Source organism: Sinorhizobium sp. 22678 (assembly GCF_052044265.1).
Lineage (GTDB): Bacteria > Pseudomonadota > Alphaproteobacteria > Rhizobiales > Rhizobiaceae > Sinorhizobium > Sinorhizobium meliloti_A.
Genome location: NZ_JBQEMS010000012.1, coordinates 165,044 through 190,879, shown reverse-complemented (window position 1 = coordinate 190,879; position 25,836 = coordinate 165,044). Strand labels below are relative to the sequence as shown.

The window sequence follows — 25,836 nt, the reverse complement described above, 5'->3', positions numbered from 1 at the left end:
GTTGCGGAAACCATCTTGGCCAGTGGCCCTGTGCGGCCACACCGAAAGGCCGAACATATGGAAGCAAGCGATCCGATCAAAAAATCTGCAAAAAACACTTGCAAGGGGGAGCCGAGATCGAACAAGCCGCGGCGGATATTGGCTCTCTGGAGGCCTTAGTCGAGCTCGAACCGATCTTTGTAGTCCTGCCGCAAGTTCGAGGGCTGATCTTCTTTCCGCAAGAAGCAATTGCCCACCACGAGGCATTCGATCTCGGTTCCCATGAAGCATCGGAAAGCATCCTCCGGGGTGCATACGATCGGCTCGCCGCGGACGTTGAAGCTGGTGTTGACCAATACGGGACAGCCGGTTCGCTGCTTGAACGCGCTTAAAAGCTCCCAATAGCGTGGATTAGTGTCGCGATGGACGGTCTGCACCCGGGCGGAATAATCCACATGCGTGACGGCTGGGATACCCGACCGCGGAACGTTCAGGCGGGCTATGCCGAACAATGCCGCCTCACCGGTACCGAGAGGCACTCTGTGGCGATCGAGCACGTCGCCTACAAGCAGCATATAGGGGCTGTCTACGTCGACATCGAACCACTCCGCCACGTCCTCACGTCTGACGGAAGGGGCGAAGGGGCGGAAGCTCTCCCGATATTTGACCTTCAGGTTGAGCGTCTTTTGCATGGTCGGCGAGCGCGGATCGCCCAGTATCGACCGTCCACCCAGGGCGCGCGGTCCGAATTCCATGCGCCCCTGCATCCATCCTACCGCCTTCTCGTCGACGATCGCGTCAACGGTACGCGCGATCACGTCTTCGTCGCTCAAGACTGTGTAGACCGCGCCACTGGCCGTCAGCCGCTTTTCAATTTCCCTTTGGTCGAACGCCGGGCCGAGATAGGCCCCTGCCATTCGGTCTCGACCGTCTGGGGATCGCCGGTTACCGAGATAGCCGTGCCAGGCCGCCAACGCCGAGCCGACCGCCCCGCCCGCATCACCCGCCGCGGGCTGGATCCAGATGTCGTCGAAAATACGCTCCTTAAGGAGCTTGCCGTTTGCGACGCAATTCAGCGCAACGCCACCGGCGAGACAAAGGTGACGCTCGCCAGTTTCCTGACGGGCAAAACGGGCGAGCTTCAGAACGACTTCTTCCGTGACTGCCTGCACTGAAGCGGCGAGATCCATCTCGCGCTGGGTCAGGGGCGATTCCGGTCTTCGAGGTGCTGCGCCAAACAGTTCATGAAAGGCAGGAGACGTCATGGTGAGACCGGCGCAGTAGTCGAAATAGCGCTGGTCCAGGCGGAACGAACCGTCTTCCTTCAAATCGATCAGGTGATCCAGTATTTTCTGGACGAATAACGGACGTCCATAGGGGGCAAGGCCCATCACTTTATATTCGCCGGAGTTGACCTTGAAACCCGTATAGTAAGTAAATGCGGAATAAAGCAGCCCCAGCGAATGTGGGAAGCGAATTTCCTTAAGTATGTGGAGGTCCTTGCCGCGGCCATGACCCAGTGACGTAGTGCACCATTCTCCGACACCGTCCATCGTCAAGACCGCGGCGCTCGCAAAGGGCGACGGAAAGAAGGCACTGGCCGCGTGCGCCAGATGATGTTCCGTGAACAGGAGCGAGCCGGGCCATTGCTTCACCCCGGCAAGCTTGCCTAGATACCTGCGCAACAGCTTCTTTTGAAAAAGCTTTTCCTTGATCCAAAGCGGCATCGCCATCTTGAATGAGCGGAAGCCGCGCGGACTTGTGGCGAGGTAAGTCTCCAGCAGCCGTTCGAACTTCAGGATCGGCTTGTCGTAGAAGACGACATGGTCGACCTCCGCCATTTCGCACTCGGCCGCAGACAGACAATAGGCCACTGCATTGGCAGGAAAGTCGGCATCGTGCTTCTTGCGGGTGAACCGCTCCTCCTGCGCCGCGGCAACGATGCGGCCGTCCTCGATCATCGCTGCCGCGCTGTCGTGGTAAAACGCCGAGATACCTAGAATACGCATGGGATCGGCCGGCTTCAGAACAAGGTGTAGATGAACGGTGCCACCGCGGTACCCTGCGTCAGCACGACCAATGCGCCAAAGACGCCAAGGACGATGAAGATTGGCAGCAGCCAGAACTTCTTGCGGATACCCATATAGGTCCAGAGTTCCCTTACCAGTTCCATCCCGTCTCCTCCACTCGTGAACCCGAACGATCAGAACTGATTGCGCATCGTCGCCGGGTCAGGTTCGTTTTGTTCCCGCGTCGTCCAATACGTGTCGGCACCCTTGTCCAAGGAGGCTGCGAGCGGATCGTAGCCGCGCCATCTCAGGAACAATCCGATAGGCACGAAGGCCGTGGCGTAGATCAGCAGCATCACAGCAGGATTGACGACCTTGAACATCAGTAGACCGAGCCGCATCCAAAGCCGGTTCGGTACCGAAAGCGAGTTGGGGAAAGCAAGCGCCAGTAGGACGAGGACCGTACCGATAGCGGCAAGTCCTACGGAGATGGACGATAGTGACCCAGTGACCAGCCACCTCACGAGCACGATAGCGAGAAGGATGCCGCCGACGGTATAGCCGAAGCTCCGGTTCGACGGCCCCTCCACGGTGTGCTCGGAAAAGGACTCGTGAGACTTGCTCATTGGGCACTTCCTGCGCGGCCAGTGCTAATCGCTCTTTAAAATACCATCGGCGCGCGGCTTTCGTTCGCGCCACTCTTGAAATCAATAAGATAAGAGACGTGTATAGAACAAGGGGCGGCCGACGCGGTCAATATACCATTGGATATAGACGACCGGCACAAGATTCAGGTAAGGCGGGGTAGAAGCTCGCCCGAACCGCGCTCGGACTTGAACTATTCAGCATTTTGATGAGACACGAGCAGAAAAGCGGCGTATATTCCACCGCGCGAGCTTTTCCGTATTATTTTATTCTGAAAAAGCATTTTCGTGAAACAAATCATGAGAGATTGAAACTCATATCAGCCTGACCATTAGAGAGTGGGTCACCAGAGCCAGAGGGACTCACCAAAGCTTTTTCGTTGAACGTTTTCGCGAGAGGATAGGCCATCGTGACAAAGCGGCATCTCGGGCTTTTGGTATGCGCAATTCCCGGCCTGTACCTGTTGTTAAGTCCCATCTACGCTCTGCTGCACTACGAATTGTTCGCCACTGAAATTCCGCATTTCCTCCGTTACGTGCTGATCCCGGGCGTACTAGCAGTGGCCTTCATCGTCGTAGGCCTTTTTGCAAAGCCGCAGTTTTCCCTGCTCGTCGGTATCTGCGGTGCGAGCCTATTGGCGGCTCTGTTTCTTTTTGAGGCGATACACACCGTCTCGGTCGTGTCCGTTCGGCTGGGAATGTTCGGCCAACTCAGCGAGGCCCAGGCTGAGACGCTCACGCGCAACAAGAACGTGGTCCCGGGATTTACGCTTCGTGGCCTGAATCGGCTTGCAGGCACTGACGAACTGCCCGAGGCGCTTCTGTCCGGCTTCCCGTCGACACAAGTGGTGCTCTGCACTTCGAACAAGGGGGTCGTGAGCTATACCGCAGACAGGTTCGGTTTCAATAATCCCGACCATGTTTACGACAAGCGGCTCGACGTGATGCTTCTCGGAGATTCATTCGTCGAAGGCTTCTGCCTGCCTCCGGGCGAGGACCTTGCGTCTAGGCTGCGCGGAAACGGCCTTAGCACGGCCAGCATCGGCATAAGGGGAAATGGTCCGCTGACGGAACTGGCGACGCTCGGCCGCTTTGGTGAGACTCTGCGTCCCCGTCGCGTCCTCATGGTCTTCTTCGAAGGCAATGATTGGGAGAATTTGGAGCGCGAACTTACAATTCCGTGGCTTCGCGCCGCGCTTTCGCCCGACGCGAACTATGGTTTGCAGGCAACCGCGAAGGAAACGATGGATCGGGCTCGAGAGATTTTGGCGGAGCGGAAGAATGCGCCGGTCACAAGTGTCGACCTCCTGACGAGAACAGCCTTGTTCCGCAATTTTGTCGCGCTGCAACAGACCCTCACGAGACTGGGGCTCGTCTATCCTAAAATTACGCAGAGCAACCCCGAGTTCAGGCGTATATTGCACCGAGCGAAATCACTCACCGAGAGCTGGGGCGGCTCCTTTACACTGGTCTACGTTCCCAGAATTGACCGTTTCATCGGACCTTTCTCCTCGGATGGGCCTTTCGACGCGCTGCGGATGGAAGTTCTCGGTGCTGCGGCGGCAGAGGGCATCGAGGTCATCGATCTCCAGGAGGCCATACGCACTCGCCCCGAACCTATTCTCATGTACGCCCCTGACGCCCATTTCAGTCGTGAGGGCGCCAAATTCGCAGCGAACGAGATCCTCTCACGCTTGCCGGCAGTGCCGGAGAGTGCGGGACAAATCCTCGGAAGCAACTAATCTTCCGGGGACGCTCTGACGGAATGTTGTCAACGGGAATCGAGACGCAGTCGCTGGGAAATATTGGCAAGCTCCACGCGGGTGGTGATGTTGAGCTTGCTGTAGACGCTGTGAAGGTGAAGCTTGACCGTGCCGGGAGCGATTCCAAGCCTTGCGGCTATTTCCCGGCTGCGCAAACCTGCGGCGGCCAGGCAGGATATCTCGAGCTCGCGGGGCGTTAACGTCTGCATGACCGAGCGGCGCTCGGTGTCGCGCTCCCGGATTCGGTCGATCGCGGCACTTAAACTGCGATCCGTGAAATAGGTGCGGCCCGCAAGCACCGCCCGGATGCACTCGATGAGGGCGCTCGGCGCCTGTTCCTTTAGGACAATTCCACTCACCCCGTCTTCTATCGCCTCGGCAACTTCTTCATCACTTATATCCGCCGTCAAAATGACGCACGCCAGTCTCGGTTGGTCGCTGCGAAGACGGCGGACAAGATCCGATCCGCCCATTTCAGGCATCCGTAGATCAACGACCGCGAGGTCGACGGGCTTATTCGCGAGCGCTTCGATTGCATCTGCAGCTGTCCTGCAGGTTGCAACCACCTCCCAGCCGGACTCGGCGCCGAGCAAACGGCGCAAACCATCGAGGACTATCCGGTGATCGTCGACGACGAGGATACGCGCACTCACGGGTGAGCCGGGATCTTGATCGTTATCCGTGTCCACTGATCAACCTTCTCGATCGAAAGATTCCCACCCGACATCGACACGCGTTCGCGCAGGCTTCGCGGACCGCACTTGCTGGTCTCCAGTTCCGCATGCTCCAGCCGCCGGTCGAATCCGAAACCGGTCCCGTCGTCATCCACGGTCAAGGTCACCGTTCCGTCATCGCGTCGGATCCGAACCTCGAGAGTTCGCGCATGGCCATGACGCGCGGCATTGGCGGTCGCTTCTGCTATCATATGCACCAGTTCGTCGACCATCGCCACCGGCAAGCGAAGATCCTCGGGATATAGCACAAAGCGAAATTCTATCGACCATTGCTGCCGCAGACGCCGGGCCAAGGCCGCCAGCCGAAGCGCCAATCGAGAGTCGCTGGCGTGGCGGCCGGACCCCGGATCGAGCCTGCGGATGAGAGCACGTAGATCAGTCTGCTCTTCAGAAAGCATAGCCTGAATAGCCATTAAACGCTCGTCGATCTCATGATATTCTCTCGACGAGCGCAATGTCTGAAGCTGCAGCGCGGTGCCTGCGAGCGCTTGCAGGACACCATCGTGGATATCTCGTCCGATCTTGACGCGCTCTTCAAGGGCGGCTGCATCGCTAAGGCGGCGTAGCAAAATCGTTTGCTCGAAAAGTGTTTTCAATCGTTCGGCGACAATCTCGGCCAAGGCCACATCGTCGATTGTCGGGGCCGGCGGATCGAGGAAGAAAAGACGCGCCTCGACATCGCTCGCCTGAAACTGCACCGAAATTGCGCAGGCGATAGAGAATTCCGCAACGAGAGCCGGGGACACCGGCAGGCCGTCGCCACGCCACCAGTCGAAGCGCCCCCCGCCGCGATGAACAAGAGCTCGGGAGCGCTTCGCGTCGATGATCAGAAGACTTGCATGCTCCAGCGCCTCCGGCGTCCAGGGCAGATAGGCCGCCGGCGATAAGTGCCTGACCTCGCATGTCCCGCTCTCCCATGTCGCCAGATTGGTCCAGGGCTCGTCACCATCGCTCCAGATTAGCAGTGCACGAGGAACACGCGCCACCTGCACCGCATATTCCAACGCCGCCTCCGCCGGCCATTCGCGCCCGTCGGACGCGGAGGGTGTCCGCTCGACCAGACGTAACAACTCCGAGCGCACCGCCTCCTGATGGGTGCCGAGCCACGTGAGAAGAATGGTTGCCGTGACCAGGAAAAGAATGAACGACAGCGCGACGGCCGCGTCGACGTCCGAACTGAACGGCCAGACCGTATTAGAGAGCGCAAGGTATATCAGGATCGCGACGCCAACGGATCCGGTCCATAGGGCACCGCGCCAAAGCCAGTGAAGGGTCGCTGCCAGCTGGACAAATGGTATCAGCATGAAGACCGGACCGGATACGCGGTCCGCAAGCAACGCCAGGATCACCAAGCTGGAGACGTCGATGAGATGCCTTATGAAGGTCCCGCGGACCCGATGGACCTGGGCTTTCCAGACAAAATGGGCCGCCGCGATTGCATAGACCAGATAGATGACGAGGAACCAGAAGACGAGGTCCGAGCGACCTGGCCGAATGGTAGCATCGATCCAGGTGATCCAGAGGCTTCCAACGGCCAGAAGAATGCGAGCGACGGCGATAACACTGTCCGAGCGCGCGCGAAATGTATTGATCCATGTTTGCCGGCTGGTCGCAATTGCCGGTGCCCCTTCGAAGAGCGCGGCCGCCCAACCGGTCTCGGCGGCCATCCTGCCCTTGAGCGTGGTATACCACTTGCGGAGATTGAAACCCCGCCGCAAGAAGGCCCGCGGCACCCTCATCATGCGCTCCTTCGATGACGAATAACCCTCTTCTGTATTGCGCGACGGATCTTCTCGAGGGGAGGAAATTCGCAGCGGAAGACAGGCAACCCACAAATTCCGAGAAACACGGGGGATTATGTCGAATCGCAGCCTAAAGAACCAGCTTCGTTTCCGGGTCCCACAGCGCCATTCAACCTTTCAGGTGGCAGCGCTAAACGATCGGAGCCGGTCTCGTCGCATGCGTAGCGAGTCAGAAAAGCGAGACGCCTCAGGATACGTCAGGCTCGTGCGCTTTCAGGTCCTGCTCGGCCTGTCGCACCTTCTGCCGGGTAAAGCCCCGAAGGCCAGAGACCTCCTCGGCGTCGCGCTCGATCTGGACCTCGCTTGCCGCGTAATACACCGCGAGCTTCGCGACGGACATCAGCGCATGGAGATGGATACGCTCGTAGCCGTGCGACGCGTCGACACCGAAGGTGAGAAGCGCCGTGCGCACATCGTGCCCCGCTTCGACCGCGGAAGCGGCATCGGAACGGTAGTAGCGGAAGACGTCCTTCTGGACGCGGATGCCATGCTCGCCGCAAAGCTCGTAGAGCTTTTTCGAAAGGTGATAGTCGAAAGGTCCCGTCTGGTCCGCCATCGCGAGCGTCACGCCGAACTCGTCCGAATTCTGGCCAGGCGCGGTCGTGCCGTTGTCTATCGCCACCAGCGAGGCGATTTCCGGGACGATTGCAGCTGACGCGCCCACACCCACTTCCTCGCCGATGGTGAAGAGCCAATAGGTATCGACCGGCGTTTCCACCTTCTCGCGCTGCATGGCCTCGAGCGCCGCAAGCATGATGGCGACCCCCGCCTTGTCGTCGAGATGCCGCGAAACGATGAACCCGTTCTCGAGGAATTCCGGCTGCGGATCGATAGCGACGATGTCGCCCACGTCTATTCCGAGCTGCACCAGATCGTTCCGGTCGCGTGCGAGCGCATCGACGCGCAGCTCGATATGGCGCCAGCCAGTGGGTTGCGTGTCGACCTCCTCGTTGAAGGTGTGACCCGAGGCTTTCAGCGGGAGAATTGAACCGCGATAGGTGCCCTTGCCGGAAAATATCGAGGCGCGGGCCCCCTCCGCGAACCGTGCAGACCAGTGCCCGATCGATACCAGTTCGAGGCGGCCGTTTTCCTTCAGCGCCTTCACCTGCGCGCCGAGGGTGTCCAGGTGTGAGACGATCCCGCGGGCCGGGCGCTCGGCGGCCCCCGGCCGAAGAGCGCGGATCGCGCCCCGGCGGGTCAGCTTGACTTCCAGGCCGAGCCGCTCGAGCTCACGCGCCGTGTAACGCACCGCCTCATCGGTGAAACCGGTCGGGCTCGCAATGTCGAGCAGAGCTTTCAGGCGGCTGGTGAGATAGTACGGGTCTATATTGATCGGTGTCTGCATGAACGCGTTGTCGCAATCATGGATGCCTGCGTCAACAATGTTGCCGAAGCGACGCGCGCTCCCGAAGATCGTCACGCGCGTCTCGAAAATCTCGGACGGGAACATCGCACCGCCCGCCACGTTGTAAGGTACTCAGCTATTCGGCAAGGCCAGCCAGGCGTCACTCGGGAGGTTGCGTGGGCAAATCCGCGAACGAAAGACGAAACGGCGTCCCGCTCATTCATGGCGCCAGCAATCTGCCGTCGGTGACGGTCGACGATTATAATCTGGAGCTGCGTGACGGCGACGGCTTCCTTGGCGACAGGGCCAACAAATTTGCCTTCCAGGAGAAGCTCGACGCCTGGCGCAAACGCGTGCGCAAGGGCGGCGACGATCCGCTGGGGCAGGCCCTGACCCAGGATCTGTCCAAAAAGCAGGTCGATGCCCTTCTTCACGGCGACGACAAGGAGGCGGCCGCCCTGATCATGGGTGCGGTCGACGAGTTCGCCGGCGAGCTCGCCAGCGTTCTCGAACGGTTCCTGCAACAAAAGAGCTGGAAAAATACGGAGCGCGTCGTCATCGGCGGAGGCTTCCGGGGAAGCGCAGCGGGCGAATTGGCCATTGCCCGCGCAATGGTGCTGCTGAAGGCTGAAGGGATCAAGATCGAACTCTCCCCCATCGTTCACCATCCCGATGATGCCGGGCTCATCGGCGCCGCGCATCTCATGCCCGCCTGGATGCTGAAGGGCCACAAGGCGATCCTCGCCATCGACATCGGCGGCACCAATATCCGCGTGGGCATAGTCGAGCTGCACCTGAAGGATGAAACCGACCTCTCCAAGGCAAAGGTCTGGAAATCGGACATCTGGCGACATGCGGATGACAAGCCCAACAGGAGCACGACCATCGAGGAGCTCATCGGCATGATCGAGAAGCTTATAGCCAAGGCGGACAAGGCGGACCTCGCGCCCGCGCCGGTCATCGGCGTGGCCTGCCCCGGCGTGATCAACGAAGATGGCTCGATCCTTCGCGGCGGCCAGAACCTGCCGGGCGGCAACTGGGAAAGCGAGCACTTCAACCTGCCTGCCGCGCTTAAGGACGCCATTCCGCAGATCGGCGATCACGAGACCTTCGTGATCATGCACAACGACGCCGTCGTGCAAGGTCTGTCGCAGATACCTTTCGTACAGAATGCATCGAGCTGGGGGATCCTGACGATCGGGACGGGCCTCGGAAACGCGCATTTCAGCAACAAGGTCGAAAATTGAGGCGCGGCGCGTCCTGGCCGCCGTGAGTGCCCGAATGGTTAAGCGCCTGATGCGCAATCCCGACGAATTGTCGGCTTTTCCTCGACCGTGAATTAAAGGCTTTCGGCTAACCTTCCTTCACAAGCAAAAAACGGGGAGTTCCGATTGTGAAGGTAAAGTCGAAAGCATTGTCCGGACTGTTCGAAGCCCGCAAAACCGTCGCCCGCAGCACCCTTGCCGTCATGCTTGCCGTGACCACCTGGGGCTGCTCCTCGACCGTCAGCCAGGAAACGACCGCTTCGATCGCGCGGGAAGTCGGCTACCCTTTGCCTGAAAGAAAGCCCGCGCCGGGCAAGCAAGCGGTCACGCAAAAAACGCCTAAACTCGTGCGCTCGGCCTATCTCGGGCGGGCTCCCTATGTCTGCACGCCCAGCGGCTTCGGCAGCACCTCGCGCTGTTTCCTTCGCTGAGCGATTTCGAAAAAGCGTGGGGCGGGGTTGCGGGCCTTTCGACGCCGGGCTCATCTGCGGAGCCGGTTTGAACTGCTGACATCGGCCAGCCGCGCAACCCCTTCCCGGCCGAGGGTTACTCGACCCGGCCGAGTCTCGCCTCGATGCGGCTCAGGCTCGCGCCTACGTAATTGCCGCGTCGAAGCTTGGCGAACTCGTCATCTGGTCTCACCCGTGCGTTCTTGAAGACGTACCAGGTGCCGTCCGGCTCTCGCCTTTGATAGATCACGCCACCCCGCTTGGCGTGGCTGAAGCAGGTCGTCGCCGGCGCCGAGCCATCCTTGGCGTGCCATTCGGCGCGGAAGCAGAGTTTCCCCGGGCCGGTGATGAACCAGCGGCCCACCCCATAGGACGGTTTGCCGTTCTCCTTTGACCAGGCGGTGAACCGGCGTGCCTGCACCGAGAAGTAGCCCGCCCCCTCTTTCCATATCCAGGATTTCTGGCCGTAAAGTTGGAGCAGCTCCGCGTGCGTCAGCGGAGTTGCCTTCCTCTCCGGGCGCGCAGTGGCGGCCTCGGCGAACGAAGCACCGGCTATGCTGGCGGCCAGCGCGATTGCCAAAGGTATTCCTCGGTATATCGATTTCATCACATGCCTCCATCGGGCACCTGCCCGCTAATGGTTTCGCGGACAACCCGCCAATCGGGGCGGCCGTAGCCCTGCGGCCAGTCATAGATCTCGCGATCGTTGAAATAGACTACGGCTGTCAGCCGCGGGAATTCGGCGTGCCGCTCGGCGACCGATGCCGCCCAGCTTGCTGCGTATGTACCATCGCCCTCATAGCCGAGCTCGGCGACCATGATCGGCTTGCCGTAGTTCATCACCCGGCCGTATCCGGGCGCCAGCCGCTCCGCGAATGTCTGATCGCGCCCGGTCGTGCCCCGATCGTAGGGCTGGTAACCGAATACCGAAAGCCCGACGATATCGACGACATCGTCACCCGGATAGAAGGCTTCCAGACCCTCGTTGCCTTTGGGCGACCACATGAACTTCGCGTGCTTCAGGTGGCTGCGGCAGACAGTCACCACGCGGCGATAGGCTGCCTTGAAGTCGTCGCCCCGCCAATGGGACCAGGAGAACTGGTTGTCGGTTTCGTCCATTTCCTGGCCCCAGCGGATGATCACGGGACTCTTGAGGGCAGCGGCGGCGGAGCAGACCTGGGCCATGTTCTCGTCGCGTTCGCCGCTCAGGATCGAACGCAGGAGCTCCCCTTCGGTCACGCGCCACTCGGGCGACCACGACCAGGGTTCGATGGTGATCATGAGCGAACGGCCGCGGGCTTGGGCATAGTCGTCGGCAAGCGTCAGTGTCGACAGATCGACGTCTTCCCAGGGCAGGAAGAGATGCTCGATCTTCGAGCTGCCCGGCGCGCCGAAGTCGCCATGGGGATCGTAAGCGCCGAAATCGATCGAGTTCTCCGTCAGGACGGGCCGCTTGTCCGATGGTGTCGCCATCGTCGGCGAGTTCGGTTCGGGGATGCCCCGCGGCATGTTGGCCGCGAGCACGGTACCCGACAGCAACAGACCGAGAGATGCAAAGGTAATGGCCTTGGATTTCCTGTTCATCGAACACCTCCAAACGCGTTCGTCCCGGTTTGCCGGCCAACGCTAATCTTTGTTTGTTTCACTTGGCCCTCGATACGCTCCTCGAAGGCTGCGAGCTTGGCGGCGACCAGATCCTCCCTGACCAGACGGTTGAACTCGTCGCCTGCCTGCGTCTTGGCATGTCTGAAGACGTACCAGTCGCCGGACGGCTCCCTCTTCTGGTAGATGGTTCCGTCGAGCGTACGGTGGCTGAAGCAGGTCTTGTCTCGGGCGGCGGCACCCTGGCTGTGCCACACGGCCGTCAGGCAGAGTTGGCCGCGGTCATTCACGCTCCAGCGGCCTTCGGCCCAGCTCTCCCCCGTGGCCGATTGCGCCCAGGCCCGAAAGGCGCGACCTTCACGGTCCATCCGGCCGGCGCCGCTCTCCCATTTCCAGGTCTTGTCCTGGAAGATCATGTAGAGCTCGACGCCCGTCATGGTGCGGGCCTTTTCGGGAACGGCAACTTCCGCGGACGCCGGTGATTGGCAGAGGGCAAGGACGGCCAACATGCCAAGGGCGAAGCGCCGGCCGGGCAGCGTATGTCGGGTGCCGCGGCCCTCTCTCCCGAAGAATGGGACTTTCACTTTCATGTTCTTATCCCCTCTTAGAGTTGCCGTCCCGCTGTTCCGCGGGGGCGGAAATCCAGCGTGGCCGGAAGACGATCTTGCGCAATGCCGTACCGCCCTGCCCGGCTCCGGCCACCGCATAACGCTCTTCGAAGATGCGCAGGTGCCCACTGCCCCATGCAAGCGCCTCGAGCCCGTCCTTCCCGTGTTCGGCAGTAGCAATGCCGGGCAGTGCGACGACCGCCAGGAGCCCGGCCGCTATTGCGGGACGATAGAAACGGGAGGCGGTGCCAACGGCGTTTTCTCTCGAATGCCGCAGGACGATGACCAGCAGAAGCAGGCAGTAAATTGCCGCATTGAGGATCGCGAAGAGGTAGAACCCCTTGGCCTTCGCGGCATCTTCGACGAACAGGACCGGCATGGCGGCCGAAACTGCCAGGAAAAAGTAGGGCGCGAGCACGCGCAGGGGCAGCGGATCGACCTCGGATGATCCCTTCGGCGTGACACGGAAATCCACGAAGGACCCGGTGAGCCAGTCGCGCAGAGCGGCCAGCGTGCCGGCAAGCGCCCAGGGCCAGCGCGCAAACAGGAAGAGCATGCACTCCCAGCTCAGGATGTTCGCGTCGTAAGGCCGGAAGGCGCCGGTTGCACGCCAGCGATAGGCCAGCAGGACGAGGATGATCGAGAGCGGCGTGAAATAGGCCAGAAACTCCGGATAGGTCACGGCGACAAAGGTTTCGCCGCGCGCAAGGGCGACGATCGGCATAGCAAACATCAGCGCCATGAAGCCCGCGAAGAGCGGATACCAGAGCTGCGAGAAGAGGAACTGGAACTTCAGTCGCAGCGGCAGCCGGCCGACGAGACGCGGCGAATACTGCAGCAGGAGCATCACGAGACTACGCGACCACTGGAACTCCTGGGTCACCAGGTCGGCAAAGGTGCGCGGTCCGTCGCCATGGGCGATCGCATCGAGCGCGTGAATGCCGCGCCAGCCTGCCGCATTCATCATCAATGTCGTCGAATGGTCTTCGGCAAGCTCCGGGCCGAGACCGCCGATCTCCTTGAGGGCAGCCGTGCGCACCGCGTAGTGAGAGCCGATGCAGAGCGGCGCGAGCCCGCCATTGTATCCGGCCTGGAGAGCACCGTGCATGCTCGCCTCCGCATGGAGGCGGCCGCGTGCCGACCAGCTTTCTGAAGCATTGCGGTCGCAGATGCTCGGCGCCGAGACGTAACCCACTTCCGGGTCGGCAAATGGGCGCAGCATTTCGAAGAGGTACCCGGGTGCGGGGACGTGGTCGGCATCGAGCTGGGCCACGAAATCGTACCGGGCATAACCGTAGTGATCGTAGAAGAAGGCGAGATTGCCTTCCTTGCAGCGGGTGCGCCGTGGCCATGTGGCCCGGTGATAGTCTGCCCGGCCTTTGCGTGTGGAGACGAGGACGCCATGGCTGCGGCACCAGTCGAGCGTCGCTTCGGAAGGATCCTCGTCTGCAAGCCAGGTGTCGTGCGGCACGTCCTGCGCAAGCATCGCCTCCAATGTCTCGGCGACGACGGAAAAGGGTTCCGACGGTGCCTTGGTGACGACCATGGCAATGCGACTGCCGGCCGGGAGCCGCAACGGCCCGTTCGGCTTCAAGGCGCCATAGAAGACGGCAATGAAATAGGCCGGCAGCAGGGTGACCCAGGCAAGGACCGAAGTCACGATGGCACTGCCCAAAGCGTCGACGTGATGGCGCGGCTCCAGCCACCAGGACCAGAAATGGACGAGCGCCGCGGCCCAGAGCCCCGCGCCCAGCAGAAATTCCATCCGGCGTCCGCGCGTGAGCACAGGCACAAGCCGCGGCTCACCGTCTTCGGAAATGCGCGTCGGCTCATTGGCGGAAAGGACGGTCATGACCGTACCTCCAGCCCGAAGAACGGGGCGGCGGTTCGAACGATCGTCTGGAGATCGGAATATCGCGGCAGGAAGCCGAGCGTCCGGCAGGCCAGCCCGGCATCCGCATAAAGCGCCGGCGGATCTCCGGCACGCCGCCGGCGAAATACGACCGGGACGTTATGCCCGGTAATTTCGCCGATCGTTCGCAGGACTTCCTTTATCGAGAAGCCGCGGCCGGTACCGAGGTTGAGCGCGAGGTTCCCGCCGCCGTTGGTGAGATGCCGGTACGCCAGCACATGGGCGCTCGCAAGATCGGAAACGTGAATATAGTCACGCACGCAGGTTCCGTCCGGGGTGTCGTAGTCCTCGCCGAAAATCTCCAGATGCGGAATGCGGCCTGCCGCGGCCATCAGAGCCCGCGGAATGAGGTGCGTTTCGGGGTCGTGCCATTCGCCGAGATCACCCTCAGGATCGGCGCCGCATGCGTTGAAATAGCGTAGCGAGACATAATTCAGCGCAAAGGCGGCCGCATAGTCGGCGAGCATGTGCTCGGCCATCAGTTTCGTCTTGCCATAGGGGTTGATCGGTGCCTGCGGCGTCGCTTCGTCGATCGGCAGCAACGCCGGTACGCCATAGGTGGCGCAGCTCGATGAGAAGATCACCTTGTCGACACCCGTCTGGCGGCATGCATCGAGGAGCGACAGCGTGCCGCCGACGTTGTTGTTGTAGTATTTCGCAGGATCGGCGACGGATTCGCCGACATAGGCGGATGCGGCGAAGTGGATGACGGCGTCCGGCTGATAGGCCTCGATGACCTCGATCAGGTGCCGCCCGTCCAGAATATCTCCCTGAATGAATGGTCCCCAGCGCACGGCGGAACGGTTTCCGGTCGTCAGATTGTCGTAGACGACGGGCTCGATGCCCTCGAGGCGCAGAAGCTTCGCGGTGTGACTGCCGATATAGCCGGCGCCACCAGTGACGAGGATAATTGGCGCAACCATCAGACCAACTCCGCGCTTTCCCGTATCGACCGGGAGAGAAGGTCGTCGAAATAGCGGATCGTGTGCGCAAGCCCCTCGGCCAGATCGACCTTCGGACGCCAACCGAGCTCTTCCTTCGCGAGCGAGATGTCCGGGCGGCGCTGGCGGGGATCGTCCACAGGCAGGGGCCGCCGGACGATCTTCGAGCGCGACCCGGTCAACCGGACCACCTCTTCGGCGAGGTCGCCGATCGTGAACTCTGCCGGATTGCCGAGATTGACCGGTCCGGTAAGGGACGGCGGCGATGCCATCAGGCGGACGAAGCCGTCGATCAGGTCGTCGACGAAACAGAAGGAACGGGTCTGCGAGCCGTCGCCGTAGATCGTGATGTCCTCACCCTTCAGGGCCTGGACGATAAAGTTGGAAACGACACGCCCGTCATCCGGGCGCATCCGCGGGCCGTAGGTGTTGAAGATACGGACGATCTTGATTTCGACCCCATGGGACTTGTGGAAGTCGAAGAACAGGGTCTCTGCGCAACGCTTGCCCTCGTCATAGCAGGAGCGCGGGCCGAAGGGATTGACGTTGCCCCAATAGCTTTCCACCTGCGGGTGGACGTGCGGGTCGCCGTAGATTTCCGATGTGGACGCCTGGAAGATGCGTGCGCCACGACGCGCGGCCAGATCGAGGAGGTTGAGCGAGCCGATCACGCAGGTTTTCGTCGTCTGGATCGGATCTGCCTGGTAATGCGGCGGCGATGCCGGGCAGGCGAGGTTGTAGATCTCGTCGACCTCGAGGTCGATCGGCTCCACGACGTCGTGGGCGATTACGCGGAAGGTATCGAAACGCTTGAGCGGCGCGATATTGCGCCTCAGGCCCGTCGAGAAATTGTCGAGGCAGACGACCTCGTGCCCGGCGCCGAGAAGCAGTTCGCAAAGATGCGATCCAAGGAAGCCGGCGCCGCCCGTAACAAGTATTCTCTTTTGAAGGCTTCGGCGCAGCAGTGAATCTGTATCTTCATTCGCGCCGAAGAGCGTTCCCCTGAAGTCATTTCTGAAATAGTTCACGGAATATTCCTCACACTATCTGCTAACTTCTAAAATTCATCCACAGCAGGCACAATAAATTGGTGATCGAAACTTTACCGTTCGAAACTACCTTAATTACTTTCGGGCAATGCTTGGAACAACTGTAGGTATTTAATACAAGCAGCGGATGGGGATTGTCATTATCACCCAATCCCGATTGTTATCCCGCCGTGCATTTCTACATATAACGGGGTATAAAATGGAAACTGGCAGGTGTGCCCCGCCGATTCGATTCCACCTTGAGGCGAGTTGCATCAGGGTGGGACAGATTCGCCGCTCGGGTAAATCGCTCTTTCGGGCTCACCCGAATGGGCAATCCATTTCGCTGGAGGGTTGCATGACGAAGAACTCCGGATCAGGAGATGACCCCGTCGAAGTTCCGGCCTGGCCTGCCCATATGGAGCGGCGCCGTTGGCCGCGCGATCCGGCAGCCCGAAAGGACCGTTCAGCCGAAAGGTCGCCGGCGCTCGTACCTTCGCGATTTTCGACACATGATCTGCCGCCGCAAGAGCAATTTAGATCCTGGCGGGCGCATATGGCGCCGCTCGTGGACGTGCGCCTGCCCGATGGACTATCCGAAGAGGACGGCTTTGCGGCCGAACTGACCGGTTGGCATCTCGGCGATTTGCTGATCGTTCAACAGGTGACGCCGGCACATAGTTACGAGCGTTCCCAGACTATGTTGCGCTCGAGCCCGATCGACCATTGGAACGTCGGCCTCTTTCGCAGCGGCCGGTCATGGACCGAAGCCGACCGCCGCGTCACCGAGACGGGGCCGGGAGAGTTCTTCTTCCGGTCGCTCGGCTATCCCTATCGTGGGCGCATGACGGATGCCGCATCGATCCTTCTCTTCATGCCCTATGAACTGCTTGCGGACGATGCGGGCAAGCTCGAAGGCGCCAACAATGCGGTCTTGTCCGGCAGCCTCGCCGACCTGCTCGCGAACTATATCAACGGGATGGAAGAAAACCTCGGCAACATCACCGTGGAAGAAGTGCCGCGCATCGTTCGAACGATACGCGACATGGTCGTTGCCTGCGTGGCGGCGGTGAGACCGGATGCGGGAGGCTCCCAGGCGAAAATGGGAGTGATGGAGCGGGCGCACCGATATATCCACCTGAACCTGCACTCGGCGGACCTGACGCCCGAAGCCATATGCCGCGAGCTCGGAATTTCCAGAACCCGTCTCTATCAGCTATTCGAGCCGAGCGGCGGCGTGCTGAACTATATCCGCAGACGTCGGCTCCTGCAGGCGTACGCGGAGCTCAGCGATCCGACGAACAACAGGCCCATCGCGGAGATCGCCGAAGCGGCTGGTTTCGACCTCGCCGCCAATTTCACACGTGCCTTCAGCCACGAATTCGGAGCGAGCCCGCGCGAAATCCGCAAGGCTGCGGCCGCCGAACGCCTCGCCACGCCCGTTGCCCCGCCGGAGCGGGACAGCGGGGCGACGATCGGCGACTGGCTCAAGTCGGTTCAAGGATGAGGGATGAGCAGCGTACACGTGGCACATGTTCGGGCGTCATGGACTATCGACACCGTCATGGTCGCCGTGGTTTCCGGCATCAAGCGTTGGCGCCGCCGTCTATGGTCAGCGAAGTACCGGTGACGAACTTGCCTTGCGGCCCCGCCAGCCAGGCGACGAGTCCGGCGATGTCCTGCGGCTCACCGTAGCTGCCGGTGGCGATACGTTCCCGTTGCGCTTCGGCATGATCGCCATCGGCCGGGTTCATATCGGTATTGGTCGAGCCTGGATGAACGATGTTGACGGTGATCCCGCGCGGTCCGAGGTCACGGGCCAAGCCTTTCGTCAGGCCGGCCAGAGCAGCCTTGCTGGCCGAATAGAGGCTGATCCCCGGCCAGGGAACCAGTTCGGCCAGGTTGCTGCCGATCGTGATTATCCTGCCGCCGTCACCGAGATGCCTTGACGCGGAACGAATGGCCACGAAGGGCGCACGGAAGTTGACCGCCATTACCTCGTCGAAATCAGCGACGGTCGTCTCCTCCAGAGGAGCCGAGTGCCAGATGCCCGCGCTGTTGACCAGTATGTCCAGCCCGCCCAAAGTTTCCACTGTCTGGCAAACCGCCTGCTCGATGGCTTCAGCGTCGCGGTTGTCGGCGCGGATTGCTACCGCGCGACCGCCCGCCTGCTCGATCTCGGACACGACCGCCTGCGCCTGATCGGCCGCATTCACATAAGTCAGCGCCACCGCTGCCCCCTCCAGAGCAAGCCTCTTGGCGATAGCCGCGCCGATACCCCTGCTGCCGCCGGTAACGAAAGCGGTCTTTCCGCTCAAACTGATCGATGTCATCGGAAAACTCCATTCTGTAATGCTCGATACACAAACGTTGCCCGAGCTTGCCAATGCCTGTCAAGCGATATATTTATCGATCGTTACAGAAAAGAGTTGATCCTATGCCCGACAAAGGCCGCCCCCGCAGCTTCGATCGTGCCGATGCGCTCATGCGCGCCATGGAGGTGTTTTGGGAGAAAGGATACGAGGGCGCGTCGCTGACAACGCTGACCGCCGCCATGGGCATCAATGCGCCCAGCCTTTATGCCGCATTCGGCTGCAAGGAAGCGCTCTATCTGGAGGCGATGGAGCTCTACGCGCAAACGGTCGGCACTGAGATCTGGAAGCCGCTGGAGACAGCGCCGACGGCAAGGGAAGCGGTCAAGAGATTCCTTCTCGCGACAGCCGAAGCCTATTCTCAGCCGGATACCCCGCACGGCTGTCTGATAGCGCTCGGAGGACTTCACCAGGCAGCCATTCCCGAAGCCGTCTGCGAAGCGTTGACCCGTCACCGCGCGGAAAACATCGATAAGCTACGGCACCGATTGGAGGCTGCAATTGCTGGAGGCGAGTTGGCCGACGGGGTGGATGCCGGGGCCGTCGCGACCTTTTATGCGACGGTACAACATGGAATGTCGATCCTCGCGCGTGATGGCGGCAGCTATGAAGCCCTGAAAAACGTCGCTGACGGCGCGATGGCCGCCTGGGGCGTGTTGACGCAAAACGCGGCATCATAGGAATGCCCGGCGGGCTTCGGATACTCGCCGGGCAAGCTTGAGGTTCACAGCAGGAGAGGAAAGGCTACGCGGCTTCTCCCGCTCGAACGCGTGTGTTAGCCATAATTTACTGAACGACCTGCACCACCGTGCGGCTCTTCGGCTCGACGATGACGCGCTTCTCGTTGACAACCGCATAGGCATAGCGCGTGTCGTCCGGGATCGGCGTGACCACCACCGTCTCGGGCAGCGGCTTTCCGACTACGATCTCCTGTTGAACGACGACCGGCTCTGCCGGAAGCGGCTGCGCCTCGACATACTCGATCACCTTCGGCGGCGGCGGGTCGAGCGCCGCACCTGCGACTGCTCCTGCGACACCACCAACGGCAGCCCCGACAGGGCCTCCTATGACTGCACCTGCAGCAGCTCCGCCGGCTGCGCCGGTAACGGCGCTGTTCTTGGTCGTGCTCTGCGCCGCTGCTGGAGCAGCAAAGCAGCCGAGCCCGAGACCCAGAACAATGGCACCTTTGACGATCAGATCTTTCATCAGGCATTCTCCCGTTATGCGAAATGCGTCCCTTCCGCCAAACAACCCGTTGGGCTCAGGAGTTGTTCCGTGGCTTGGCGGAATGCGTCACGCAGCGAGCTGGCGAAATCGCACCTTCATGCCCTCCTGGAGGAAATCCATGCAGGCGATGGGGTGTCGCCTGTTCCCTTCGGCCGGTGTCGAACTATAAGTGAAACCCTACAGCCGGGGATATTTGCCCGCACGCACGCCGAAGGCTCTCGGGAAATGGAGGAACAGCATTGGCCGACAATCCCCTCTACGACATTCGCGACGAACGTTTCCGTTCGCTGATCGTTGGCAGCGCAGCACTCGAAGAACTTTATCGCGGCTGCCGCTGGGCGGAAGGACCGGTCTGGTTTTCCGACCTCGACTGCCTGATCTGGAGCGATATTCCGAACCAACGCATGATGCGGTGGACGCCGCACGGCGGCGCTTCCGTCTTCCGCTCCCCCTCGAACTACGTGAACGGCAACACGCGCGACCGCCAGGGCCGCCTGATCTCCTGCGAGCACGGCGGCCGGCGCGTGACACGCACGGAACATGACGGCCGTATCACCGAGCTCGCCGACAGTTATGAAGGAAAGCGGCTCAATTCGCCGAACGATGTCGTGGTGCACTCCGACGGCTCGATCTGGTTTACCGATCCAACCTACGGCATCATATCGGACTACGAGGGCCACAAAGCGGAACCGGAACAGCCGACACGCAACGTCTACCGCATCGACCCTCTATCCAGCGCTATCAAGGCCGTCGTCAGCGATTTCATCCAGCCGAACGGGCTCGCCTTCTCACCGGACGAGGCGCGGCTCTTTATTGCCGACTCGGGATCTGCAAAGCACGAGGTTCCGAGCCATATTCGCGTATTCGACGTCGCCGCTGGCGGCGTTCTCGCAAACGGCCGCTATTTCTGTTCCATCGACAACGGCAATCCGGACGGCTTGCGTTTCGACGTGGCGGGAAACCTTTGGTGCAGTGCTGCCGACGGAGTGCATTGCTTCGACGCCGACGGCACCCTGCTCGGCAAGATCCTCGTGCCGCAGACGGTGTCGAACCTCACCTTTGGCGGCCCCAAGAAGAACCGCCTCTTCATTACGGCCACCCGGTCGCTCTATTCCATCTACACGGCAACGAACGGCGTGCAGTATCCGTGATGCCTTCAGCACGCCTTCGAACCTGGGAGCGCCCTTCAGCTTAGCCTCAGATCGACGCCGGGGTGGAGTTTCTTGAGGTTCGGCAGGGACTTCGTCTGCCAGGGGAACTCGGAGCTTCCGCGAACGGTAAACTGGATGTTCGGCCGCTTGCGCGCTTCGATGGTGAGCTTCGCGAGCAGGTTGATTCCGGAGGAATTGAGAAACTGCAGCCCCGTGAGATCCACAGTCATGCGCTCCGGCTCGGCTTCGAGCATATCCATTACGAGGGAGAAAATCGGGGCGTAGGCTTCGGTGCTCGGCAAGCGCATCGTCCCGTCGAAATAGATGTCCTTGTCTTCCGACCAAACGCGATATTCGTCTTCCTTGATTTCCATGTTTTCGTTGTCCGTCAATTCGAGAGGTCGGGGATGGCGATAGAAGCATAGGTTTCCAGCGGGATCTTGCCATCCGCTTCGCCGGATCCGAATATCCAGGCGAAGTGTGCACCATAATCGCTCATGAGCGTCAAAAGTCCAAGGCCGGAACCGGAGCCGGATCCTGTTGCGTTCGCCTCTATCCGCTCAATCAGGAGGTCGGACGGATCTCCTATCGTTATTTCAGAAAGCAGATGGCGGAACTTGTCGGCCGTGCCCTCGTCGACAAGATTGGAAATCTTGGTTCGGAACGTGTTGGAGGCGATCGCCGCCTCTACGACGATTTCGCCGCCTGCACGGAATTTCACGGCGTTCTCTATCAGCTCATTGGTCAGATAGCCGACATTGTGCCGGACTTCCTTGTAGAGGCCGCGGGACGTCTTGTAGCGCAGAGCCGCGAACTCGGCGACGAAATCGGACGTCATCGCGCAATGCTTCCAGCCGAGATCGAGCGGGCCGTCGAAGAGACGAAGTTTCGTCGAATTCTCGCCCGTGCCGACGGCAAGGTCCTCCAGTCCATATAAGGTCGTCATACGCTCACCTGTGCCTCATCACCACCAGAGTGATATCGTCATGAATTTTCTGGGTGCCGATATGTGCCATCAAATCCTCGATGATACCGGACTTGACGTCCTCGGCGCTGCTGCCATAGCGGCATCGCGCGCTTTCGCAGAGCCTTTCGATGCCGAAGAGTTCGCCGGTTCCGCTCTCCGCCTCCGTCACGCCATCGGTATGGAGGATGATCATGTCGCCGCGACCGAAGGAGATTTCGCGCGTTGCGACAAAGGCGGAAATATCCGGCTCCAAACCGATGGGCAGACCGAGATCGAGAGTGTCGATCCGCTCCACCCTTTCCAGATCTCTGATGACGATCAGCTCCTCGTGCTGACCGGAGAGCGTCAGCCTTGCGCCGTCATAGTCGAGAAATGCCAGGGAGAGATGCTTGTTGGTCCTGGTCCTGACGAGATTCTTGTAGATCGCCCGGTTCACGCGATTGAGGAATTGCGCCGGCTCCATCTCGCCCATCTCCTGCAAGGCGCGGGCTACGGATTGGACCATCAGCATCAGCACGCCACTCTCGAGACCATGCCCCGTCACGTCGCCAATGCCGATCTTCAGCCGCTTTCCGTCCTTCAGCACGTCGTAATAGTCGCCGCCGACCTCGTCGGCGGGCCGCATATAGGCGGCGATCTCCAGTTCGGCAATTTCTTCGAGTTCGCCGGCCTTCGGCAGGACCATCATCTGGATATGGCGGGCAACGGCGAGTTCCGCGCCGAGACGCAGGTTCTCGCTGCGCAACTGCTGGTTCAGCGCTGATATCTGGAGGTTCGCCTCCTCGATCTCTTTCGTCCGATCCTCGACCAGCTGTTCGAGGTTCTCGGTGTGGAAGCTGATCTCTTCCGCCATACGATTGAAGGCGGCGCCGGCGTCGCCGACCTCGTCACGCGTCGGAATGTCGACCCGCACCGAATAGTCCTTGGCCTCGATGCGCTTGGCGGCATTGGCAAGGGCGCTGATGCCGCCGGTGATCCGCTTGGATATGGCGAATACTGCGGCAATGACGAAAAACAGGGATACGAGGAGCGCCAGGACCTGATAAATCAAGATCCTGTTGGTCGCCTCCGATATCCCGGCTTGGGCGGCAAACAGCGAAGCGTAGATTTCCCGCTCGGGCACGGCGATGCCAAGCAGCATCGCTTCACGGCGGACCGGGCCCGATGCCCAAAGGTTGGTCGGCTGCAACTGTTTCAGGACGACCAGATAGGGTACCCTCTCGCCGTTCTCCTCAAGGAAAATATGCTTGAGCAGCCCATCCTCGCCCAAGGGCAATCGTGCAATTTCCGGCTGGGCGCTACGACGGAGAGAGCGATCGACACCCGTCACACCTCCGCTGGCGGCCGCGTTCGACGCCCGAAGGCCGATGATCTTTTCTCCAACCGGATTGATGGCAACGACGTTGCCGTCCGACATCGTCAGAAAGCCGAAACCGGTCTCGGCAACCTTAACGTTCTCGACGATCTCGGCCAGCTGGTCGAGCGTGATATCCGTGCCGGCAGCGCCCAGCACACGACTGCGGTCGCGCGACCACAGCGGCTGGAAGAAACTCACGATGAGCTTGCCGGTAATCGCGTCGGTATAGGGCGCCGTCTGAGTGATGTCGCCATTCATGGGACGTGACTTCGGATCATGCGCCCATTGTTCCCAGGATTCGTAAAGCCCGGGAAAGAAGAAAGACCAGAACTCCGCCGAATTGTGTCCCGGGTAGAGCTTGTCAAAGGTCTGCGCCTGGTCGGTATAGGGCGCCGTCCTGAATATCGGCCGCTCTTTCGGGCCGATATAATACATCTGCAGTTTCGACTGACCGTTTGCGAGCAGGCTCGGCGCGACAAGGTCCAGAACCGCGCTGTTCTCGATGTCCGTCTGCACGTCGGGAAGCGGAACGTGGTTCTGATCAAGAAGATAGCCCCAGACGCTGACGACCGAGGGAGGGCCCGGCAGGTTCTGAGCCCATCCCCCTTTCTGATCGTAGGCGACCGTCACCGTTCCCGGCGCACCGCGCGCCATCGCCTCCCCGATTTCCGATTTTCTCACCGGCCGATCGATCTGCTCCTGGAGAACGCCCGCCAATGTGCCCACATCGGAGTGGACCTGGTTGAGCAGCAGGTTGACCCGGGCGGCCGTGGTTGCCGCATAGGAGCGGATATAGTCCTGGTTGGCCTCCTCGAGGCCGCGGCCGACTTCCGCCGCCGCGTCGCGGGAAAGTCTCTGCACGTTCCAGAGCGCAAGACCGCCGGTGACGAGCAGATCGAAGAGCACCGCGCTTCCGACGACCAGCACGAACTTGGCGCGGAAGGAGCGCAGGCCCAAACGGGAGGTGTTTTCCCCGGGCAGGCTCATAGCGGCTTGCGCCCCGAGGCCGCCCAGATCGGCCAGCCGGCATAACCCTTGGGATGGAGAGCCGCAAAAATATGATCCCGGAAACCCTGCCGGAATCGTTCGATGAACTCGGGCGGGTCGCCGCGCTTTACGGCCATTTCACCGGCATAGACGTTCTCCCAGGCGGCGATGATATCGGCGAAGTCTTGAGGGTCTCCGTCGAGATTGGTGACCATGAACGATTCGACGATGATATCGTCAAAGCCGGCATCAACAAGATAGCGCTTGCTCTTCGGTCCGAGCTCCACATCCATCTCGAAATGGCTGAACAGCCTCGCGACCTCGTTGTAGGTCCATTGAATGCTCTGTGCGCGCGGCTCGCCGAGACAGTGCGAATTTTTCTCGTTGGTTATATAGACGCGCCCGCCCGGCTTGCAAATGCGGAAGAGTTCCTTCAGGAGCACGTCCGGCTGATTGAAGATCTGCAGCGAGTGGCGGCAGGTGACGAAATCGAACTGGTTATCCTCCAGCAGCATCTCGGAGGCATCGCCATAGGTATATTCGATATCCGTGACGCCGAAACCGGACGCCACATCGCGCGCATAAGCGAGGCTCGCCTTCGAATGGTCGAGTGCGACGATGCGTGCCGGCTGGAACTCCTTTCGAGCCAGCATGGCGAAGTCGCCGATGCCGCAACATATGTCCGCCATCGTCATACCCGGGCGCAGGCCGTGACGCGGGAGGATCGTGCGCTCGTGGCGCCAGGTCATTTTCGTCTGTGTGCGAAGGATCGGGATGAAGCTCGTATTTTCTACGAAGCTCTGCCCGGGATAGAACTTCGAGTCGTAGACCTCGACGGTCACTTGCGGCTCGATCCTGTTCAAATGGGCGAACATGCGCTCGGTCCAGCCCACGACGCTCGAGGTCACGACGACGAAGCGAATGTCCGACCGCGTGCGGCAGGCATCGAGAAGGACGCGCGCGAAGGCGTGATAGGCCGTGTTGTTCATCTGTACCAGGCGCTTGACGTTGATGTAGAGAACGCCCCGCACCTCTTCGATTGCGCCTTTGAGCATCGATATGCTTGCGGCAATCTCGTCGGCCGAGCGCGGCCGCATCACCCCGGAAAGAGCGAATTCCTGACTGTTCGGGTCGAATTCCACCTTGAAGGGAACTGCAAACGCTGTCGTACTCACCTCACCACTCCTTCAAGAGGCAGATCCACGACAAGCTTGATCGATGGCGGATCGCTTTCGTCGAGCCGGACGTCGGCATCGAAATTGATCGACAAGTCCAGAAGAACGGCCTCGCGACTCGGTGCGAGATCGGTGGAGATGGAATCAAGGTAGCGCGCATGGGCGTCGCCGTCGCGGGTCTTCGACACCGCCTCGCGATAAAACTGCCTCTGCCCGGGCGGGCACGGGAACGTAAGCTCCACCCGCTCAGTCGGCCCCCATCGATAAACCGCACAGCCGATCCGGCCGTCGGGGGAGCCGCTGCGAAACGAGACCTCGAGAAGTTCGTTCAAGGCGGAGGAGAAGAAATTCGAGTGGCGAACGGGATCAGTGCGATTGTGACTTATCATTCGCGCCATGAAGGTCGACAGCTGATCGCAATGGTTCCAATCGGAAAGAAAGGCGCCCATCTCCATCTCGAACTGGAGCAAGGGCTCGAAAGCGGCTTCCGTGGGCTGGTTCTCGGCTCCGTGCATGCGG

25 protein-coding genes are annotated in these 25,836 nt (G+C 60.8%); 6 read left to right on the top strand and 19 right to left on the bottom strand.

Translation table 11 applies throughout. From position 1 onward, the window contains the following. Positions 1-155 precede the first annotated feature (155 nt). The 3 genes from ACTJKL_RS19605 to ACTJKL_RS19595 are packed head-to-tail and all read right to left on the bottom strand — an operon-like array spanning position 156 to position 2,614. Positions 156-1,988: a carbamoyltransferase family protein gene (locus ACTJKL_RS19605; protein ID WP_411932951.1), complete on the bottom strand. Its 1,833-nt coding sequence runs from the start codon at positions 1,986-1,988 to the stop codon at positions 156-158. 14 nt (positions 1,989-2,002) lie between these two features. Then, positions 2,003-2,152 carry a DUF5989 family protein gene (locus tag ACTJKL_RS19600; RefSeq protein WP_010975331.1) on the bottom strand — a complete coding sequence of 50 codons (150 nt, stop codon included), beginning with the start codon at positions 2,150-2,152 and terminating at the stop codon, positions 2,003-2,005. A gap of 30 nt (positions 2,153-2,182) precedes the next feature. Next, the gene (locus ACTJKL_RS19595; protein WP_411932952.1) at positions 2,183-2,614 is read right to left on the bottom strand and encodes a hypothetical protein; all 432 of its coding nucleotides are present in this window, start codon (positions 2,612-2,614) and stop codon (positions 2,183-2,185) included. 428 nt (positions 2,615-3,042) lie between these two features. Between ACTJKL_RS19595 and ACTJKL_RS19590 the strand changes: the two genes are divergently transcribed. Continuing rightward, the gene (locus ACTJKL_RS19590; RefSeq protein WP_440853594.1) at positions 3,043-4,374 is read left to right on the top strand and encodes an SGNH/GDSL hydrolase family protein; all 1,332 of its coding nucleotides are present in this window, start codon (positions 3,043-3,045) and stop codon (positions 4,372-4,374) included. A gap of 29 nt (positions 4,375-4,403) precedes the next feature. Here the strand turns inward: ACTJKL_RS19590 and ACTJKL_RS19585 are convergent, their stop codons facing one another. The 3 genes from ACTJKL_RS19585 to ACTJKL_RS19575 all read right to left on the bottom strand — a co-directional run bounded on the left by ACTJKL_RS19585 (position 4,404) and on the right by ACTJKL_RS19575 (position 8,276). After that, the gene (locus ACTJKL_RS19585; RefSeq protein ID WP_440853593.1) at positions 4,404-5,084 is read right to left on the bottom strand and encodes a response regulator transcription factor; all 681 of its coding nucleotides are present in this window, start codon (positions 5,082-5,084) and stop codon (positions 4,404-4,406) included. Next, positions 5,045-6,871, bottom strand: a complete 1,827-nt coding sequence (locus ACTJKL_RS19580) for a histidine kinase (protein WP_440853592.1) — start codon at positions 6,869-6,871, stop codon at positions 5,045-5,047. The genes ACTJKL_RS19585 and ACTJKL_RS19580 overlap by 40 nt, the downstream gene beginning before the upstream one ends. 247 nt (positions 6,872-7,118) lie before the next feature. Further along, positions 7,119-8,276 carry an osmoprotectant NAGGN system M42 family peptidase gene (locus ACTJKL_RS19575; RefSeq protein ID WP_440853595.1) on the bottom strand — a complete coding sequence of 386 codons (1,158 nt, stop codon included), beginning with the start codon at positions 8,274-8,276 and terminating at the stop codon, positions 7,119-7,121. Positions 8,277-8,452: 176 nt separating this feature from the next. Here ACTJKL_RS19575 and ACTJKL_RS19570 point away from each other — a divergent pair, with 176 nt between their 5' ends. Next, positions 8,453-9,523, top strand: coding sequence for an ROK family protein (locus ACTJKL_RS19570; protein ID WP_379940116.1), 1,071 nt, complete (start codon positions 8,453-8,455; stop codon positions 9,521-9,523). A gap of 146 nt (positions 9,524-9,669) precedes the next feature. Continuing rightward, positions 9,670-9,972 carry a hypothetical protein gene (locus tag ACTJKL_RS19565; protein WP_379940119.1) on the top strand — a complete coding sequence of 101 codons (303 nt, stop codon included), beginning with the start codon at positions 9,670-9,672 and terminating at the stop codon, positions 9,970-9,972. Positions 9,973-10,087: 115 nt separating this feature from the next. Here ACTJKL_RS19565 and ACTJKL_RS19560 read toward each other — a convergent pair whose 3' ends face one another. Genes ACTJKL_RS19560 through ACTJKL_RS19535 form a run of 6 tightly spaced genes read right to left on the bottom strand, consistent with a single transcriptional unit; the run spans position 10,088 to position 16,081 of the window. Continuing rightward, the gene (locus ACTJKL_RS19560) at positions 10,088-10,597 is read right to left on the bottom strand and encodes a DUF995 domain-containing protein (protein ID WP_379940122.1); all 510 of its coding nucleotides are present in this window, start codon (positions 10,595-10,597) and stop codon (positions 10,088-10,090) included. Then, a complete protein-coding gene (locus tag ACTJKL_RS19555; RefSeq protein ID WP_440853591.1) occupies positions 10,597-11,574 on the bottom strand; it encodes a glycoside hydrolase family 26 protein in 978 nt (325 codons plus the stop codon). The genes ACTJKL_RS19560 and ACTJKL_RS19555 overlap by 1 nt, the downstream gene beginning before the upstream one ends. Next, the gene (locus ACTJKL_RS19550) at positions 11,571-12,182 is read right to left on the bottom strand and encodes a DUF995 domain-containing protein (protein WP_440853590.1); all 612 of its coding nucleotides are present in this window, start codon (positions 12,180-12,182) and stop codon (positions 11,571-11,573) included. The genes ACTJKL_RS19555 and ACTJKL_RS19550 overlap by 4 nt, the downstream gene beginning before the upstream one ends. 4 nt (positions 12,183-12,186) lie before the next feature. Then, a complete protein-coding gene (locus ACTJKL_RS19545; protein ID WP_440853589.1) occupies positions 12,187-14,052 on the bottom strand; it encodes a glycosyltransferase family 2 protein in 1,866 nt (621 codons plus the stop codon). Beyond that, entirely contained in the window at positions 14,049-15,035 is a 987-nt protein-coding gene (galE, locus tag ACTJKL_RS19540; protein ID WP_379940133.1) for a UDP-glucose 4-epimerase GalE, read from the bottom strand. Before galE ends, ACTJKL_RS19545 begins: the two co-directional genes overlap by 4 nt. Further along, complete coding sequence (locus ACTJKL_RS19535) at positions 15,035-16,081, bottom strand: UDP-glucuronic acid decarboxylase family protein (RefSeq protein WP_440853588.1); 1,047 nt, start codon at positions 16,079-16,081, stop codon at positions 15,035-15,037. The genes galE and ACTJKL_RS19535 overlap by 1 nt, the downstream gene beginning before the upstream one ends. A 358-nt stretch (positions 16,082-16,439) precedes the next feature. Here ACTJKL_RS19535 and ACTJKL_RS19530 point away from each other — a divergent pair, with 358 nt between their 5' ends. Next, entirely contained in the window at positions 16,440-17,588 is a 1,149-nt protein-coding gene (locus tag ACTJKL_RS19530; RefSeq protein WP_440853587.1) for an AraC family transcriptional regulator, read from the top strand. A gap of 79 nt (positions 17,589-17,667) precedes the next feature. Here the strand turns inward: ACTJKL_RS19530 and ACTJKL_RS19525 are convergent, their stop codons facing one another. Then, the gene (locus ACTJKL_RS19525; protein WP_440853586.1) at positions 17,668-18,414 is read right to left on the bottom strand and encodes an SDR family NAD(P)-dependent oxidoreductase; all 747 of its coding nucleotides are present in this window, start codon (positions 18,412-18,414) and stop codon (positions 17,668-17,670) included. A gap of 104 nt (positions 18,415-18,518) precedes the next feature. Between ACTJKL_RS19525 and ACTJKL_RS19520 the strand changes: the two genes are divergently transcribed. Then, the gene (locus tag ACTJKL_RS19520; protein WP_440853585.1) at positions 18,519-19,133 is read left to right on the top strand and encodes a TetR/AcrR family transcriptional regulator; all 615 of its coding nucleotides are present in this window, start codon (positions 18,519-18,521) and stop codon (positions 19,131-19,133) included. 106 nt (positions 19,134-19,239) lie between these two features. Here ACTJKL_RS19520 and ACTJKL_RS19515 read toward each other — a convergent pair whose 3' ends face one another. Further along, positions 19,240-19,659, bottom strand: coding sequence for a DUF1236 domain-containing protein (locus ACTJKL_RS19515; protein WP_440853584.1), 420 nt, complete (start codon positions 19,657-19,659; stop codon positions 19,240-19,242). A 260-nt stretch (positions 19,660-19,919) separates the two neighbouring features. Here ACTJKL_RS19515 and ACTJKL_RS19510 point away from each other — a divergent pair, with 260 nt between their 5' ends. Then, positions 19,920-20,831 carry an SMP-30/gluconolactonase/LRE family protein gene (locus ACTJKL_RS19510; RefSeq protein WP_440853583.1) on the top strand — a complete coding sequence of 304 codons (912 nt, stop codon included), beginning with the start codon at positions 19,920-19,922 and terminating at the stop codon, positions 20,829-20,831. Positions 20,832-20,866: 35 nt separating this feature from the next. On the opposite strand, the gene ACTJKL_RS19505 is transcribed toward ACTJKL_RS19510, so the two are convergent. From ACTJKL_RS19505 to ACTJKL_RS19485, 5 genes are read right to left on the bottom strand one after another with little or no spacing between them, the layout of a single operon-like run. After that, entirely contained in the window at positions 20,867-21,205 is a 339-nt protein-coding gene (locus ACTJKL_RS19505) for a slr1659 superfamily regulator (RefSeq protein WP_026168975.1), read from the bottom strand. 14 nt (positions 21,206-21,219) lie between these two features. Next, positions 21,220-21,777: a slr1658 superfamily regulator gene (locus ACTJKL_RS19500; protein WP_102762651.1), complete on the bottom strand. Its 558-nt coding sequence runs from the start codon at positions 21,775-21,777 to the stop codon at positions 21,220-21,222. A 4-nt stretch (positions 21,778-21,781) separates the two neighbouring features. Further along, complete coding sequence (locus ACTJKL_RS19495; protein WP_440853582.1) at positions 21,782-24,142, bottom strand: SpoIIE family protein phosphatase; 2,361 nt, start codon at positions 24,140-24,142, stop codon at positions 21,782-21,784. Then, positions 24,139-25,317, bottom strand: a complete 1,179-nt coding sequence (locus ACTJKL_RS19490) for a methyltransferase domain-containing protein (RefSeq protein ID WP_379940148.1) — start codon at positions 25,315-25,317, stop codon at positions 24,139-24,141. Before ACTJKL_RS19490 ends, ACTJKL_RS19495 begins: the two co-directional genes overlap by 4 nt. Then, complete coding sequence (locus ACTJKL_RS19485; RefSeq protein WP_379940150.1) at positions 25,314-25,832, bottom strand: ubiquinone biosynthesis methyltransferase UbiE; 519 nt, start codon at positions 25,830-25,832, stop codon at positions 25,314-25,316. The genes ACTJKL_RS19490 and ACTJKL_RS19485 overlap by 4 nt, the downstream gene beginning before the upstream one ends. Positions 25,833-25,836: the final 4 nt, after the last annotated feature.

What these genes read in the sequence shown, in the direction of transcription:
- ACTJKL_RS19485 (WP_379940150.1), bottom strand. Translation starts at nt 25,832, where the DNA reads ATGCACGGAGCCGAGAACCAGCCCACGGAAGCCGCTTTCGAGCCCTTG.
- ACTJKL_RS19605 (WP_411932951.1), bottom strand. Translation starts at nt 1,988, where the DNA reads ATGCGTATTCTAGGTATCTCGGCGTTTTACCACGACAGCGCGGCAGCG.
- ACTJKL_RS19545 (WP_440853589.1), bottom strand. Translation starts at nt 14,052, where the DNA reads ATGACCGTCCTTTCCGCCAATGAGCCGACGCGCATTTCCGAAGACGGT.
- ACTJKL_RS19595 (WP_411932952.1), bottom strand. Translation starts at nt 2,614, where the DNA reads ATGAGCAAGTCTCACGAGTCCTTTTCCGAGCACACCGTGGAGGGGCCG.
- ACTJKL_RS19560 (WP_379940122.1), bottom strand. Translation starts at nt 10,597, where the DNA reads ATGAAATCGATATACCGAGGAATACCTTTGGCAATCGCGCTGGCCGCC.
- galE (WP_379940133.1), bottom strand. Translation starts at nt 15,035, where the DNA reads ATGGTTGCGCCAATTATCCTCGTCACTGGTGGCGCCGGCTATATCGGC.
- ACTJKL_RS19550 (WP_440853590.1), bottom strand. Translation starts at nt 12,182, where the DNA reads ATGAAAGTGAAAGTCCCATTCTTCGGGAGAGAGGGCCGCGGCACCCGA.
- ACTJKL_RS19600 (WP_010975331.1), bottom strand. Translation starts at nt 2,152, where the DNA reads ATGGAACTGGTAAGGGAACTCTGGACCTATATGGGTATCCGCAAGAAG.
- ACTJKL_RS19515 (WP_440853584.1), bottom strand. Translation starts at nt 19,659, where the DNA reads ATGAAAGATCTGATCGTCAAAGGTGCCATTGTTCTGGGTCTCGGGCTC.
- ACTJKL_RS19580 (WP_440853592.1), bottom strand. Translation starts at nt 6,871, where the DNA reads ATGATGAGGGTGCCGCGGGCCTTCTTGCGGCGGGGTTTCAATCTCCGC.
- ACTJKL_RS19500 (WP_102762651.1), bottom strand. Translation starts at nt 21,777, where the DNA reads ATGACGACCTTATATGGACTGGAGGACCTTGCCGTCGGCACGGGCGAG.
- ACTJKL_RS19530 (WP_440853587.1), top strand. Translation starts at nt 16,440, where the DNA reads ATGACGAAGAACTCCGGATCAGGAGATGACCCCGTCGAAGTTCCGGCC.
- ACTJKL_RS19505 (WP_026168975.1), bottom strand. Translation starts at nt 21,205, where the DNA reads ATGGAAATCAAGGAAGACGAATATCGCGTTTGGTCGGAAGACAAGGAC.
- ACTJKL_RS19575 (WP_440853595.1), bottom strand. Translation starts at nt 8,276, where the DNA reads ATGCAGACACCGATCAATATAGACCCGTACTATCTCACCAGCCGCCTG.
- ACTJKL_RS19555 (WP_440853591.1), bottom strand. Translation starts at nt 11,574, where the DNA reads ATGAACAGGAAATCCAAGGCCATTACCTTTGCATCTCTCGGTCTGTTG.
- ACTJKL_RS19495 (WP_440853582.1), bottom strand. Translation starts at nt 24,142, where the DNA reads ATGAGCCTGCCCGGGGAAAACACCTCCCGTTTGGGCCTGCGCTCCTTC.
- ACTJKL_RS19525 (WP_440853586.1), bottom strand. Translation starts at nt 18,414, where the DNA reads ATGACATCGATCAGTTTGAGCGGAAAGACCGCTTTCGTTACCGGCGGC.
- ACTJKL_RS19520 (WP_440853585.1), top strand. Translation starts at nt 18,519, where the DNA reads ATGCCCGACAAAGGCCGCCCCCGCAGCTTCGATCGTGCCGATGCGCTC.